At 40.7% G+C, this 15,276-nt stretch carries 13 protein-coding genes and 2 pseudogenes; 7 read left to right on the top strand and 8 right to left on the bottom strand.

What is annotated here, in order from left to right; genetic code table 11:
• Positions 1 to 6: 6 nt before the first annotated feature.
• The 6 genes and pseudogenes from NSP_RS22145 to NSP_RS22115 all read right to left on the bottom strand — a co-directional run bounded on the left by NSP_RS22145 (position 7) and on the right by NSP_RS22115 (position 6,544).
• Positions 7 to 1,791, bottom strand: coding sequence for a M61 family metallopeptidase (locus NSP_RS22145; protein WP_006197043.1), 1,785 nt, complete (start codon positions 1,789 to 1,791; stop codon positions 7 to 9).
• A 463-nt stretch (positions 1,792 to 2,254) separates the two neighbouring features.
• Positions 2,255 to 2,719, bottom strand: a pseudogene (locus NSP_RS24605) (Crp/Fnr family transcriptional regulator); the annotation flags it as partial.
• Positions 2,720 to 2,758: 39 nt separating this feature from the next.
• Positions 2,759 to 3,946: a HetZ-related protein 2 gene (locus tag NSP_RS22130; protein ID WP_006197040.1), complete on the bottom strand. Its 1,188-nt coding sequence runs from the start codon at positions 3,944 to 3,946 to the stop codon at positions 2,759 to 2,761.
• An 840-nt stretch (positions 3,947 to 4,786) separates the two neighbouring features.
• Positions 4,787 to 5,137, bottom strand: a complete 351-nt coding sequence (locus NSP_RS22125; protein ID WP_017804430.1) for a carbon dioxide-concentrating mechanism protein CcmK — start codon at positions 5,135 to 5,137, stop codon at positions 4,787 to 4,789.
• Positions 5,138 to 5,440: 303 nt separating this feature from the next.
• Positions 5,441 to 5,749 (bottom strand): carbon dioxide-concentrating mechanism protein CcmK, encoded by a 309-nt coding sequence (locus NSP_RS22120; protein WP_006197038.1) that lies wholly within the window; start codon positions 5,747 to 5,749, stop codon positions 5,441 to 5,443.
• Positions 5,750 to 5,854: 105 nt separating this feature from the next.
• Positions 5,855 to 6,544: a hypothetical protein gene (locus NSP_RS22115; RefSeq protein ID WP_006197037.1), complete on the bottom strand. Its 690-nt coding sequence runs from the start codon at positions 6,542 to 6,544 to the stop codon at positions 5,855 to 5,857.
• Between the two features lie 66 nt (positions 6,545 to 6,610).
• Here NSP_RS22115 and NSP_RS22110 point away from each other — a divergent pair, with 66 nt between their 5' ends.
• A complete protein-coding gene (locus NSP_RS22110; RefSeq protein WP_006197036.1) occupies positions 6,611 to 7,498 on the top strand; it encodes an alpha/beta fold hydrolase in 888 nt (295 codons plus the stop codon).
• 52 nt (positions 7,499 to 7,550) lie between these two features.
• Here NSP_RS22110 and NSP_RS22105 read toward each other — a convergent pair whose 3' ends face one another.
• Complete coding sequence (locus NSP_RS22105; RefSeq protein WP_006197034.1) at positions 7,551 to 8,129, bottom strand: hypothetical protein; 579 nt, start codon at positions 8,127 to 8,129, stop codon at positions 7,551 to 7,553.
• A gap of 103 nt (positions 8,130 to 8,232) precedes the next feature.
• Positions 8,233 to 8,391, bottom strand: a pseudogene (locus tag NSP_RS24600) (AAA family ATPase); the annotation flags it as partial.
• 109 nt (positions 8,392 to 8,500) lie between these two features.
• Here NSP_RS24600 and NSP_RS22100 point away from each other — a divergent pair.
• The 6 genes from NSP_RS22100 to NSP_RS22075 all read left to right on the top strand — a co-directional run bounded on the left by NSP_RS22100 (position 8,501) and on the right by NSP_RS22075 (position 15,276).
• Entirely contained in the window at positions 8,501 to 8,758 is a 258-nt protein-coding gene (locus NSP_RS22100; RefSeq protein ID WP_006197031.1) for a hypothetical protein, read from the top strand.
• Between the two features lie 514 nt (positions 8,759 to 9,272).
• On the top strand, positions 9,273 to 9,875 hold the full coding sequence (locus NSP_RS22095) for an IS607 family transposase (RefSeq protein ID WP_006195580.1): 603 nt from the start codon (positions 9,273 to 9,275) through the stop codon (positions 9,873 to 9,875).
• The gene (locus tag NSP_RS22090; RefSeq protein WP_017803715.1) at positions 9,859 to 10,959 is read left to right on the top strand and encodes an RNA-guided endonuclease InsQ/TnpB family protein; all 1,101 of its coding nucleotides are present in this window, start codon (positions 9,859 to 9,861) and stop codon (positions 10,957 to 10,959) included. Before NSP_RS22095 ends, NSP_RS22090 begins: the two co-directional genes overlap by 17 nt.
• A 244-nt stretch (positions 10,960 to 11,203) precedes the next feature.
• Positions 11,204 to 13,036, top strand: a complete 1,833-nt coding sequence (locus NSP_RS22085) for an ABC transporter ATP-binding protein (RefSeq protein ID WP_231859510.1) — start codon at positions 11,204 to 11,206, stop codon at positions 13,034 to 13,036.
• A 52-nt stretch (positions 13,037 to 13,088) separates the two neighbouring features.
• Positions 13,089 to 13,730: a class I SAM-dependent methyltransferase gene (locus NSP_RS22080; RefSeq protein WP_006197028.1), complete on the top strand. Its 642-nt coding sequence runs from the start codon at positions 13,089 to 13,091 to the stop codon at positions 13,728 to 13,730.
• Between the two features lie 514 nt (positions 13,731 to 14,244).
• Positions 14,245 to 15,276, top strand: coding sequence for a glycosyltransferase family 4 protein (locus NSP_RS22075; RefSeq protein WP_006197027.1), 1,032 nt, complete (start codon positions 14,245 to 14,247; stop codon positions 15,274 to 15,276).

Here is a 15,276-nt window from a genome sequence, read left to right as displayed (position 1 = left end):
CACCTATTAACGAAGAGTAACTATCGGTACGCCTAACCACCCTGCACCATTCTCTTTTTGCGAGGGGTCGGGATTATGTACTGGAACAATCTGAAACTTAGTCGGATGTGGTGTACCAAGGGTAACAGAATAGGTGCGTAATTCATCTTGGTGGAAAACTGTGACTGCAATAGTATCGTTTGGTTGGTAATCTTTGAGGCGATCGCTCAGTTGATGAGCTGTTAACCGGATACCCTCAATGGCCAATAACTCATCGCCTGCATCAATTCCCGCTACTTGTGCAGGTGAGCCGACTTCCACAAATTTAATTACTTCTCGTGCATTTTCAGTTTTTGCCTTAATACCTAAATAAGGTTCTTCTTCTCGTTCGGCTACTAGATGTAAACCGAAAGGTTCCAGGTAATGATTAAAAGGTAATTCGTCAGTGCTATTAATGTAGGATTCAAAGAAATCAGCCAAATCCACACCCGCCACCGATTCAATTACTTCCTGCAACTGTTCGGGGGTGTAGCCAATTTCTGGCTGTCCAAATTTCCACCACATTTGCCGCATCACATCATCAAGCGATCGCTGATTACCATGTCTGGCTCTAATCAGCAAATCTAGCAACAAAGAAACCATTTCCCCCTTCAAATAGTAGGACATTTGGCAATTATTGCTATTGGCATCTGGACGATAAAGTTTAATCCAAGCATCAAAACTCGACTCAGCCAGTGGTTGCACCTTGCGCCCAGGCGTAGTCAGAAATCTGGTAATTTCCTTACTCAAATGACTTAAATAGGACTTAGCATCATAAATGCCAGCCCGCAGAGGAATCAGTAAATCGTAGTAACTTGTAGTTCCCTCACAGAACCACAAAGAAGAAGTATAGTTTTCCTGCTCATAATCAAAAACTTCCAAACCTTTGGGGCGAATGCGTTTGACATTCCACAAGTGAAAAAATTCATGTGCCACCAATTGCACAAAGCGCTCGTATTTATCCTGAGAGCGAAACCCAAAACGCTGGTAAATTAATGAACAACAGTTTTTATGCTCCAACCCTCCATAAGCTTGGGCGAATAAATGCAGCAGAAAAATATATCGTTCGTAGGGTAAACCCCCAAACATCTGCGCTTCCACCTGGATAACTTTTTGGATATCGGCAATTGCTTGCTGTGATTGTAAATTACCCTCTCCCCAAACAGCCAGTTCATGGGGCTTTCCCAAAACCTCAAAGTAATATGATTTGTGGTTACCAATTTCCACAGGGCTATCCACAAGAGTGTCAAAATCGTCAGCTAAGAAAGTATAGGCTTGCCCACCAACTGCTGGTAAAGAAGTAGTTACCCGCCAGTCTGGGCGCGGTGGTACGACAGTAATCTGAATTGGTAGACTTTCCCAACCAGGGAGTCTAAAAAACAGTGCCGCACCGTTGAAATAGCCGTGGGTACTATCCAAATGATTCGTCCGTACCGATAGCTCATTGGCAAACATCCGGTAACGCACAGTTAATTCTGAAACACCGCTTGTATTGACCTGCCAATGGTTTTTACTGATTTTTCGCCAAGGCAAAGGCTTATCCCCTGCAAAAGCGGCAAAATACTGTAAATTTTTGGCGTATTCTCGCACTAAGTATGAGCCTGGTGTCCATACTGGCATTTTCAAGTCAAGAATTTTTGATGAGTGGTTGATTAGCTGCAATGTCACCTCAAACAGATGCGTTTGTGGTTGAGGCATTGCCACCAGGTAATGAATCATCGGTACTGTTTCCTGGATGCCAATCTCGATACGAGGTGCTGTTGCTTCGGTCATCTGTAATTAAGAGTTATAAATTTTGAGTCAATAGTTTATAGACAATAGTCAATAGTCAATGGTCGTAAGTCAATAGTTAATGGTCAATAGTTAACAACTGTAGACTGAAGACTGATTGACACTCCCCATGCTCAAAAGCCACAGGATTCTTGCGTCATAGGGATTCCTAGGAATTTACCCCCTGCATCTTGACCGTATACCCGAAGGAACCGCTACATCCTACAAGGATAACGTCTTGAGTATTTGCTACAGGGGGAGCAATTTGAGCGAATATGAGTACGGTCAACTTCTGAACACATTTAACTAGCCTGAGATTTACCCAATACAAGTAGTTTCCCACATTTCATAAATGTCATGTCCAAACCATTACATTTATCATGATGCAGAAAGGGTAATTTCGTAAATATGTTGGTGTTCTAACTCTGAAGGGGGGAATTATTGGTGTAAACACATAAAGTCGAGCTTAAACCTTGCCAGCTAGGTTAATCAACTGTTTCCAGTTGATCAGATTAATAATATTGTTGGCACTGTCAATCATGATCCAACCTTTTTCATCGAGTTTTTGCATGATTTTGGTAGTTTCTTCAACACCAATTTCTGTCACCTAGGCTAAATCTTTGAAAGGAATATTCAAAATTTCCTTACCTTTGCTTGATTCTTGTCCATAGCTTTCGCCCAAATTAATTAGGGTATGAGCCAGTTTGACAGCAGGCCGATAAGAGCGAATTTGTAAGGGCTGGTTAATTTGTCGCAATCGCCGCACCATCAGTTGCAACATCCGGTGATGTAACTGCGGGTCTTTAAATAATATTTGAATAAAACGCTCTCTAGAGATACTCAACAACTTTACTGGCGAAAGGGCAATCACATCGGTTGAACGGGGGGATTCATCCAAAATAGCCATTTCGCCGAAAAAATCACCTCGACCCTAGCGCTGGCAGAAATCAAACATCGCCAGTTGTGAAACTCATTCCTGAATTCTTAGAGATTGGGCTGCAAGATAGACTTTTGTCCATTCGCCCATCACCTGATGAGTTTTGAGCTTTAACTGTTGAGCTATTGCTTCTATAGAATTGCCTGCTTTACGCAAATCTAGGATTTGTCGCCTCAAAGGAGTTAAGTTTTCATACAGCTGCTGCCATTGGTTTTGAGTTAGTCCCAAATTATTTTCTGCTAGGGAAATTCCCAACCAGTTATCCACGAGTTCTGGTTTACCTTTGAGGGCAAAGACGCGCACCGCATGGTAGCTAATTTTTTCTCGCAGTCGGTAAATTTCTTTGATTGGCTTATGTAGTTTTTTGGCGATTTCATCTTGGGATTTGCCTTGCAGATACAATCGCAGCCACTCTACTGCTTCTTCTCCCAGGGTTTCTTGTAAATAATCAGCAAATTCCTGTTGTACTAGCTGCCGCAGTGCTTGTTGTTCTTCTAGTTGTTGTGCTGTTTGATATTCGGCAACTGCCTGATTATCCGCCAAGTTCACCCGATGATCATTATCCTCTGAGAGGATTTCTTCGGAAACTATCCTAACTAAATCACTGCTTGGCACTTGGGTTAAGCCCCCACGCTGAACCCGTCGCAGGTAGTTGACAAATCTATATAGGAGCAAGGGTTGATTCCGCACTGGACGCATAGAATACTCTTCTATACTGGCAAATAATAGCGTATCACGCAGTCGTTTATCCGGGGTAAATTCAGCAATACAAGCCATTTGCTGCTGCATATACTTATCGTTTTGCAGTAATTCTTGTATAACTTCTTGCAAAACATCCATAACACTACGCTGGCGATCGCGACTCAGAGAAACCCAAGTCTGTATACTATTGCGTAATGTGACTAAATTTCCTAGACGAGTCAGCAGGTGACGGTAGGCACGTTCTCGCCCGATACCCAAGTAGCGTTGACGTAAAATTTTCCAGCGATATTCCATCGCTTGTTTAGCAATGTTGAGTTCTTGAGGTTTGCTCTGGTCGAAGCGTTCTAAATCACTTCCTAAAAGCCAAAGAATAATACTTTTTCTGTTGGCCATGCTTTGTTCTGGACACTCCGCCGCCAGACGCTTACCCCAATAATCAGCTAATTTTTCTGCCTCCTTAGTCATAGCGAGATTGCGCTCCTCAAAACCCTGTATTAAAGTTGGCATCACAACCCCCATTTGTCATACTTAACTTATCATCTGGCAGTTGCCCATGAGTATGTCTTTTTCATAAAGACATTTCATTGGTCTATTCTTATTACGTCTGGATTTACTAACTTTATGCAAAATTCAGGGAATTTTTTCTAAATTTTAGTTTTTATTTGACCTAGATGTATCTAAGATGAGTTGCTGCTGCCATCACTTTCTGTGCTTTGTTAAATAATATTTAGTAGATTAGGAACTAAACGGGAAGAAATAGGGGAGATGATGAGGTTGTGTTGCAATTAGTCCTACGGCTAATCTCAGGTAAAAAAATCTTTTTCCATGTCAACCTAACCTAAGTTAAAGTTTCATATTTAAGTATATAGCGATACCCACCTCAATCAGGTACACCAAGAATTAATTGACCACAGATAAACACAGATAAACACAGATAAATCCCTACCCCAGCAAACTAGGAAACGCTATATCTATTTAGAAAACAAATAACATCCCACCCTTAGTCTCTCCCACCTTAGCTTCATCTTTGTCGGAGAAGTTTGCCCAGATGAAAACTCTCCTAGCCACTTCTCTTTGCCAGGGAGGAGGGGACTAAAAGCTTTTTTTGATCACCTAGTACCGCAAGGCGGAAGTCAAAAGTCAAAAGTCAAAAGTCAAAAGTCTGACTTTATAGGCTTTTGATTGATTTTAAATGGTTGTCCTATTTACGCCGTACTGTACTAGTTATTGGGATAGAAAACTAAAGTTATGGATTTATCATAGTTTGGTCAAAAAAAAGTCAATAGTCAAAGGTTAATTGTCAATAATTCATTAACACCTCAACTTTTAACTCTTGACTAACAATTGATGAATTTTAGCTTATAACCTGTTAGATGAGCGTACAATTGGGTTTTCTACAGAATCCCGATACTGTTGGACTGCATCTGTATAGCCAATTGGTAGAACCGCTTCCACGTTTTCATGGGGACGAGGAATAATTACCCAGGATTCTAGAGTTCCACCATGAACATTTTCTGCGGCTTCAATACCAGCTGCCATAGCTGTTTTGACCTCAGAAACGTCTCCGCGAATATTGATTGTAAAACGAGCGCTACCCACTCTGATATAACCAACAAGGGTGACGCGACCAGCTTTAACCATCGCATCAGCTGCTGCTAGTACAGCCGGAAAACCCTTCGTTTCAAGTGCGCCAACGGCCTGTAGTGACATTAGTAATCTCCTGTATGAATAAATGTATTGTCGGAAGCAACGTGGGGAAGTTTGATGATTTTCACAAAAAACATTTTAAAACCCTGACCGGGTAAAAATTTGCTCAATGTGTTTTTTTCATACGTTGCGGGTTTGTCATCTGTGCTTATTCGGGGCTGAAATCTTGCATCACTGATTTGATGACAATTTTTATCGGGTGAATACTGTTTACCGTGCGCTCAAACCTTGATTTTTATGCTTTTGGTAGTGTTCACCCTAGAGTTATTGACAATGGTGCAAGACATGAGATCACGAATTTGCCTATTACATACGAAAAGGTTCAGATGTTTCGGTGAAGTGGATTGGTAAAATGGTTTCCACGTTTTCTGGAGGGTTAGGAACAATGTAGTGGGTAATTACTTGACCACCAAACGTTTGTTCTCCGGCGAATATTCCTGCTTCTACCGCCCTGTTAACTTCCGAAACGCGTCCCCGAACAGCGACTAACATCCGAGCGCTTTCAGCTTGACCATAATACACAATTGTGACTGCGGCAGATTTAACCATTGCATCGGCTGCTGCTAGTACAGCAGGAAAGCCCAAGGTTTCAATTACGCCAACCGCCATTGGCATGGCATTAGCTCCTGAGTTGAAAAAATGAAGTGATATCAATTGTACGAGGCTTTCGTACCAATTTTGACATTTGAGATATTTTTCTGTTTTTAGAGCAGTGACGGGTTAGGTGGTGACTGGATTTCTGCTATGCTTTACCAGCCAGTCTAAGAGGCTACCACTCAACACGGCATAAATTGGCGAAAAAATCATGATAAATATGCCCATACCGGGTAAACCACCGATGTTATACCCCAGAATCAATACCCCCAATGCTGCCAACAGCATAATTAAAGCATGAGCCGGAATCCAGCACCATGATTGCCGCACAGACGAACGTAGAATCAACCACTGAAATAATCCCATCAGCGCACCCGCTAATGTAACTTGTGCAATCGCTCTCCCAGCTAAGGGCAATTGTGCTATGATAGGCTGCCCAAATTCCGGCGAACCAGGTACAGGTATTGCTGTGTATAGCATGACAATCAAGGTGAAGAAGATACCGCACCATCCTAAAACCGATGCGAGAATCCACCATTGGGAACGCGATACAATGCTGCGGAGGATAAACCATTGGGCGATACCAACCGCTAGCCCTAAGCCTATCGCTGCGCCTAATGCTGCGCCAAGAATTATACATCCAATTGCACCTTGTCCTTCACACCCTCTAATCACCCAAGATAGTGGATAGGCAAGGATTTTAAAGCCCAAAAATCCCCCCATTAAGCCTGTAATACTACTCACAAGAAAGCCTAGTAAAGTGATGATAGTCCACTTTAGCCATAGAGAATAATTTAACAATCGAGTCAGGGACATAAACATATTTGATATACCCACAATTTGGCAGTAACTGGAGTACTCTTAAACGGTAAACTAAAATATATGTTTCCTAGTTTTTTACCTACCTCAGTTGGGCAACTGACAGAATCTACTTCCATCGCCTTGGCTGAAAATATTCAAAGTCAAGCGATCGCAACTCCTTTAATTAGCCAACCAATTACTACTACCTATGTTCAACAAGGTAGTGGTGGTACGCCGATTTTATTAATTCACGGCTTCGACAGTTCCGTGTTAGAATTTCGTCGCCTTTTGCCACTGCTCGCAAGGGATAATCAAACTTGGGCTGTGGATTTATTAGGCTTTGGGTTTACAGACAGAATAGAGGGTTTACCATTTAGCCCCATAGCCATTAAAACCCATCTGTATCATTTCTGGAAAACCCTGATTAACCAACCAGTGATTTTGGTGGGTGCGTCGATGGGGGGTGCTGCGGCCATTGATTTCACCTTTACTTACCCAGAAGTAGTAGAAAAACTGGTGTTAATCGATAGCGCTGGTTTAAAAGGGGGTTCACCGTTAAGTAAATTGATGTTTCCCCCATTGGATGCTTTTGCAGCTAACTTTTTACGTAATCCGAAGATACGCGATCGCATTTCCCGGACTGCGTACAAAAATCAGCTTCTCGCGTCAATCGATGCTCAATTATGTGGCGCATTACACCTAGAAATGCCCAATTGGACACAAGCATTAATAGCCTTTACTAAAAGTGGTGGTTACAGTGCTTTTAAAGCAAAGCAGCTTTCAGAAATTGTGCAACCAACACTGATTTTATGGGGTGATACAGATAAAATTTTGGGTACAGTTGATGGCAAAAAGTTCCAACAGGCAATTCCCCATAGTAAACTTATCTGGATTGAAGACTCTGGTCATGTCCCACACTTAGAACAGCCAGAAGTCACCGCCCAACACATTTTGGCATTTCGTAATTAATCAATTTCGTAATTAATCACGAATCACGAATTACGAATTACGAATTACGAATTCAATCGTACAACCAAGTATTATCGGCAAAATTATCTCCTTCTTTTTGGCGTTCTAGGAGATATTCGGGAACTTGATGTGATTTTTTATAACCCACTGGGTTATATTTTTCTTTTACTTGGATAGCCGAGGTGTTCGGTTTCTCTGGAATTACAGGCTTATTCTCTTTGACTGGGATGCGTGATTTACTTTCTTCTATAAGTTGAGAATTAGCTTCTGCAAGGTGTAACGCGTCTTGTTTAGCTTCGTGTAGTTCTTTTGTCAGCCGTTCTATTAATACTTGCTTTTCATACAAAACTGATTGCAAATCGACAATTTGCTTTTGAAAAGCTTTTTGTTTATCTTGAGATTCTTCAAGATTTTCTTTTAATTCTTGGACAGTGGTTTCTAAATTATTATTAGTAGACATAGCTTCCTTGAGAGGAGTCTGTTTATGAGACAGCGTAGGTAATTTATCTGTAGTTAAAGTATTTTCTTCGGTAACTTTCTCAGCTTTAACTTCAATCACCGATTGATTTTCCAGTGGTATCAACTTTTGCGCTTCTTCTTGTAGTGAGTCAGATAGATGTTTCTTAACCATTATTTTCTCCAATCACGCTGTAATTCCTCCGCCACGCAGCATGAGACTAACTCCGCCTGCGGTGCATTGTTTCCTCGCCATTGAGTAATGACGACACCTTCTAGTTATAATTCCGCCCCGTCCAATAATTGGCAGAAACTTGAATATCTGCATCAATGAGATTAAACTTGTTTTTTTGCCCAAATTGTGCAGCTAAATTAACTGCCATAGTCGTTTTACCGACTCCTTTCTTAGCGTTGAGGATAACGATGATTTTTGGCAATGCTTACTTACCAGGCTGCCTTAGTTAAATATACCGCTTTGTGTAGCCTTCATTCACAGAAAAACTCGTAAAAATTAACATCAGCAGCCGTCACTTCAAACAAACTCCTATGACAGTAACTTACAACTTACCTGATGGTCCCAAATTACCACGCTATTTGCGGATGGTTAAATTTATCACTCAGCCGGTGAAATATGTAGAAGATTTTGCCCAAGTTTATGGTGATAACTTCACTATCTGGAATCGCGGGGATAAGCATATTGTCTATTTTAGCCATCCTCAAGCACTAGCAGGAGTTACGCAAAAACCCTCTCAGACCCTTATTCCTCTGTGTACTCTGCGTCTGGTGTGGTTCGTTATTCCGTAATTTGTGCGTAAGTCATAAGGTATTATAATTGACATTATAAAATTTAGTATAGCTTTTCCTAAAAATCACAATTATTATTCAATACTGTATGGTATAATAGATACAAAAGATAGAATAGTAATTTTATAGTAATTTTTAAGAGTTGGGCTTCGATGGTCTCAATTGATCTCAGTCCCTCTAAACGTAACCTTCCCAAGTTGTAGTTAGATTTAGCTGAGGAAGTCGAATTGATCAGAAGTGTAACCGAAATCGGAAACGTTCAAAACGTAGGGATATTTATAAGGAAGGAAGGCAGGCTGAAAACCCTTGAGGAACAGGTGCGTAGCACCGTATCCCGTGCTTTAGGCAAGGGATGAAAGCTGCCTGGAGGAGTTTGCGCCATCTAAGAGGATGTTTGATAAGTTTTCCACAGGTAATTTTTATCTTAGGAAACAGGGAACAGGGTTGGGAACTGATTAGAAATATTTATCCATACTTACTCATAACTACTTAAATGCTATGCTATAGTAGTTATATGAGTAAGTTATCTATATCTGAAGCAGCAAAGTTAAAAGGTGTAAGTGTTTCCACACTCAGAAGATGGGAAACAGAAGGTAAATTAATTCCCGAAAGAACAGCTAGTGGTCATAGAAGATATGATTTAGCTCAATTGTTAGGAATCAAGCCTGATTTATCTTACACCATTGGTTACTGTCGAGTTTCTAGCCATGACCAAAAAGAAGACCTAGAAAGACAAAAGCAAGTTGTTGAATTATTTTGCGCTCAAAATGGTTGGCAATTTGAAATTATAGAAGACTTAGGTTCAGGCTTAAACTACAGCAAAAAAGGATTAAAGAGATTAATCCGATTAATTGTTGATAGTAAACTTGAACGTCTTGTTTTAACCCATAAAGATAGACTATTGAGATTTGGTAGTGAATTAATTTTTAGTTTGTGTGAACATTTTGGAACAGAAATAGTAATTATCAATAGAACTGAAGACTCAACTTTTGAAGAAGACTTAGCTCAAGATGTTTTAGAAATAATTACAGTTTTTAGTGCCAGACTGTATGGATCTAGAAGTCACAAAAACAAGAAAATTATAGAGGAGTTGAAAGAAGTTGCTGTTCGGCTTTAAAACTGAGTTAAAAATCAATAACCATCAGCGTACCCAACTACTTCAACATTGTGGTGTTGCTCGTCATGCTTGGAATTGGGGATTAGCTCTTACCAAACAGATATTAGATCACAATAAGTTAAATCCTAATTCCAAAATAAAATTTCCTACTGCTATTGATTTACATAAATGGTTAGTAGCATTAGTAAAAAGTGAAAATCCCTGGTATTACGAATGTTCAAAATCAGCACCACAAGAAGCTCTACGAGCTTTAAAAACAGCATGGGATAGGTGCTTTAAAAAAATATCAGGAGTGCCTAAATTTAAGAGAAAGGGTAAACATGATAGCTTTACCTTAGAGGGTAGTGTCAAAAATTTAGAGTCAAATAAAATACAAGTACCGAAGATAGGAGTTCTCCAAACTTATGAAAGACTACCTCAAAAAGAAATTAAATCAGTAACCATTAGTCGTAAGGCTAATAGATGGTTTATTAGTTTTAGATTTGATGTAGAAAAACAAGATAATAAAAACCTCAAAGTTGTGGGAGTAGACTTAGGTGTAAAAAATTTAGCTACTCTATCAACAGGTGAAATTATAGAAGGTGCAAAGTCTTACAAAAAATATGAATCTAAATTAAGCAGGTTGCAATGGTTAAACAGAAATAAAGTTATCAATTCAAACAATTGGAGAAAAGCACAACTAAAAATTGCTAAATTGCATCTGAAGATTGCCAACATTCGTAAAGATACATTACACAAACTTACTACTTTATTAGCCAAGAACCACGGCAAAGTGGTAATCGAAGATTTAAACGTATCTGGAATGTTGGCAAACAGGAAATTAGCAAAAGCAATCTCCGATATGGGATTTCATGAGTTTCGTCGTCAACTAACCTACAAGTGTGAATTGTATAGTTCTGAACTTGTCGTGGTTGATAGATGGTATCCCAGTTCTAAAACTTGTTCTAATTGCGGAACTAAAAAAGAAAATCTCACACTTAACGAAAGAGTTTTTCAATGTGAAAATTGCGGTTTTGAGTGTGATAGAGATTTAAACGCAGCTATCAATTTATCAAAAATTGATTTGTCAAAAGCTGTCAGTTAGACAGTGTTAGTCTGTGGACTGGATAATGCCGACATTACCAGGATGAAGCAGAAAGTAAACTTCAAACCCCATCTAGTACAAGTTATCTATTATAGAAAAGTCTAAATAGGTAAGTTTGAGTAAGTTTTATGTAACGGAACAGGGAACACACCCAACACACAAAAAACAATCAAATCCATTCCCCTCCCCTTACAAGGGGAGGGTTAGGTTGGGGTCAAATAATATTCGATACACTACACTAATCATGACTTTCCAAACATCCTCTCAGAGGATAGAAAAACAAGCATCCTTAATACAAAACCTCCGGCAACTATATCATTTGTTACCTTTGGCTCGGAGAAGACAAATGTTATGGTTACTAATGCTGATGGTAGTGACTGCGGCAAGTGAGGTAGTGAGCTTGGGGGCTGTGTTACCATTTCTAGGGGCATTGAGTAATGCCGAGGGTGTGCTGCAAAATCCGACTTTACAACCCCTTTGGGTGCAGTTAGGGGTAACTAAGACTTTTCAACTGGTGGCGTGGTTAGGGGGGAGCTTTGGAACGGCAGTAGTCTTGGCTAATGGGTTGCGACTGCTGACATTGCGCTGGCAGTTACGGTTTGCGGCAATGGTGTCCAGTGATTTGAGTTGTGAAGTGTATCGTCGTACCCTGTTACAACCTTACAGTTTTCATGTGCGTCATAGTAGTAATGAATTAATTGCCGATATTACCCAGGATCTTCAGAGTGTGAGTTCATCCGTTTTGCCAGCTGTTCTGAATCTGGTAGTTAATAGTATAATTGTACTAGCACTGGGGCTGTCAATTTTGGCAATTAATCTGGGAGTTGCCCTAGGTACAGCGGCAGTTTTGGGGATAACTTATGTTATTTTGCTGCGGATCACTCGTCGCGCACTAGCCCGCAATAGCAAGACCATCAGTAGTCAAAGTCGGTTTGTGGTGAAATATCTCCAAGAGGGATTAGGAGGGATTCGGGATGTGTTGCTTGAGAGTAATCAGGGGATGTTTATCACCCGCTATGATCAGGCCTATCGTCCCACCCGTGTGGCGATCGCAAATAATGCCTTCATTGGTGTGTGTCCCCGGTTTTTAATAGAGGCTGTGGCTATGGTCACCATTGCCCTCATGGCTGTGGCCATGGCCTATGATCAGCAGCAGTTAGCTCAAGTAGTACCCACATTGGGGGCTTTGACCTTGGCAGCCAATCGGTTATTGCCGGCATTGCAGGCTAACTTTAATGCCTTGGTTAATATACGTGGGAATCAGGTATCTCTGCAAAACGTATTGCGGAGATTGTCCATGCCTGTGTCCCTGGTTCCCGTGGGTTCTGGGGTGGGTCAACCTCTAGACAATGAATTGCGCTTACAGGGGGTGTGGTTTCGTTATACAGAATCTACACCTTGGGTATTACAAGACCTATGTTTACAGATTAAGGCTAATACTACAGTTGGTTTTGTAGGAACTACCGGTAGTGGTAAGAGTACTACTGCGGATATTATTTTGGGTCTATTACAGCCAGAACAGGGGGAAGTATTGGTGGATGGCGCAGCCCTGACAGGGGAACGGTTACACCGTTGGCAGCGTACCATTGCCCATGTACCCCAGAGTATTTTTCTCAGTGATGCTACTGTGGCAGAGAATATCGCCTTTGGGATTCCCCGCAGTGAAATTGATCTGGAGCGGGTGCGACAAGCGGCACGATTAGCTCAAATTGCCGAGTTCATTGAAAGCCGCCCAGAAGGTTATGGAGAAATAGTAGGAGAACGAGGAATTCGTTTGTCAGGGGGTCAACGGCAGCGTATTGGCATTGCTAGGGCATTGTATAAGCGGGCATCAGTGATTGTGTTAGATGAGGCGACCAGTGCCTTGGATAATGAGACAGAACGGGAGGTGATGGCGGCTATTGAGGGGTTAAGTCATCAACTGACGGTGATTTTAATTGCCCATCGGTTGACGACGGTGCAGAAATGCGATCGCATTTTTCAGTTGGTTCAGGGTCGGTTGGCAGCACAGGGAACTTATGAAGAATTGCTGGCTAATAGTGGCAGTTTTCGGGCTATGGCTTTGAAGGGAAATTAAGTATAGAAAACTCAGGTTGGCAAACAACATCAACAGAAATTAAAGGTATTTTATGGCAACTCAAAGGAGATATCTTGTGGATAAATTTCTAAATGATCAAATACCGTTTATGTCTGGTGACATTCTGGATATTGGGGGCAAAAAAAATAACAAGCGTGGTAATTTCCGTCCACCCATAAAGCAGGTATCGACTTGGAGGTATATCAACATTGACCAAACAACAAACCCTGATTTTTGTTGTAGTGCTGAGGCAATTCCATTACCTGACTCATCTGTCGATGGATTTTTACTTTGTGAGGTGCTTGAACATCTAGAGGCTCCTGAAGTTGTTCTGAAAGAGGCGTTCAGATTGCTTAAACCAGGCGGTAAGGGCTGGATTACGATGCCGTTTCTTTATCAGGTTCATGCTGATCCTTATGATTATCAACGCTGGACAGACGCAAAGTTGCATCAAGTTTTGAAAAAAGTAGGCTTTACAGAGATTGAGATCAGCCCTATGGGGGGGGTTTTCTCAGTCATTCATGACTTGTGGTACTCAAGTTTATGCCGTTCACCACAAAGAAGCAGTATTTTTAATAAAATTGGCTTCCGCCTACATCGGTTGTCAAGTCGTTTTTTCCAGATGCTTGACAAGAGTTTTTATTATACTAAACCTTATATGACAACTGGATTTGCTATTTTTGTGGTAAAATGAATGCGATACTATCTAGCGAACGCCCAAAGCTAGGTTTGCTGAGTCCATAGCGTACTGGTACGTGCGTATTTCAAACTCAATTCGATAGGTACGTTACATCACTGAATTTTCTTGGAAAACGTCATGAGGCGGTTTTCACTTGAATGAAGTACATGGCGATCCCCCTCTAAATTCCATTATAAGGGGGGGAAAGGATGGAGCTTGGAGAGTGAAAAGCTGGGAGGCTGAAGCTGGGGAAATTTGTATTTCACTGAATCAAGAACTACAATAGATGCCATTTCCTTCCCTTAAGTAGGGCTTGGTGAATAAATCCAAAAACCTTACATGTAAACGGTTTTAGCTATTTTGATTTTCAAAAAGTGCAAGCTTTTCTGAGGTGGCAACTGAAAAACCTTGCACTTAATTCCTACTTAAAGAAAAAATCGTTCCTATCCAACTCTTGAAACTGTCACCTGTCACCTGTCACCTAGCCTTCACAGATAACTTTTGCAGCAAACCCTAAGTAAGACCTATAATGTCTAAATCCTATACGCAGATTAATCTTCTTCCCGACAACAGTAGATGGGTCACTTCTTGGGAAAATAAAGCACTTAAACAAATATTATCCGAACTTGACTTTGAAGTAAAGTGTAATCGTATATCTTATCGACAAGTCTGTTATCTTCCTTCTAAATATTTTGCGGCTAGTTATAAGAGCGTAATTTATCATTTTCTTGGAAATAGGTTAGCATTTGATTATTACCACGGCGATCCTTCCATTTCGCCTGAGTTCTCCCCATTGCTAGATACCTTGAAAAGGAGAAAACATCACTTTCATCGTATTCGTGTTCCTCACTCTGGAATTGAAACTTTATTGAAAAATGAAGGCTTTGATCAGAAAGTTTTTCGAATCCCTATTGGCATTAATCTTGATTGGTTCCCCTTTAAGTCTCTTACGACAAAGAAACTGCTGCGAGAAAAGTATAATATTCCTCAATCAGCAGTTGTTATAGGTTCTTTCCAGAAGGATGGCAATGGTTGGGGTGATGGTAATGAACCTAAATATATTAAAGGACCCGATATTTTTCTGAAAGCAATTGAAATATTAAAGAGTCAGATTCCTGAACTCTTAGTGCTACTGACAGGTCCTAGCCGGGGCTATATGAAGAGAGGCCTTGAAGATCTGAAAGTTCCTTATCGTCATTATGTACTCAATGATTATCGAGAGATTGGCAATTACTATCAAGTACTAGACGCATATATTATTGCTTCTCGTGAAGAGGGTGGACCAAAAGCTGTCTTAGAGGCGATGGCTAGTGGAGTCCCCTTGGTAAGCACAAGGGTAGGACAAGCACAAGATTTAATACAACATGGAGTTAATGGTTGGTTAGTGGATGTATCAGATGTAGAAGCATTGGCAGAATATACTTTTCAGGCAGTCGAAAAATCAGAGGGCATTAATAGCCTTGTGCAAACTGCTCGGCAAACAGCAGAACTTAATGCCTATAACAAAAACAAACAACAAAAACTCTGGTACGATTTCTTCTTACCTTTAGTCACCAAATAA

This window comes from Nodularia spumigena CCY9414 (genome assembly GCF_000340565.2).
In the GTDB taxonomy this organism is placed as follows: Bacteria; Cyanobacteriota; Cyanobacteriia; order Cyanobacteriales; family Nostocaceae; genus Nodularia; species Nodularia spumigena.
This window is presented reverse-complemented; position numbering and strand designations above follow the sequence as displayed.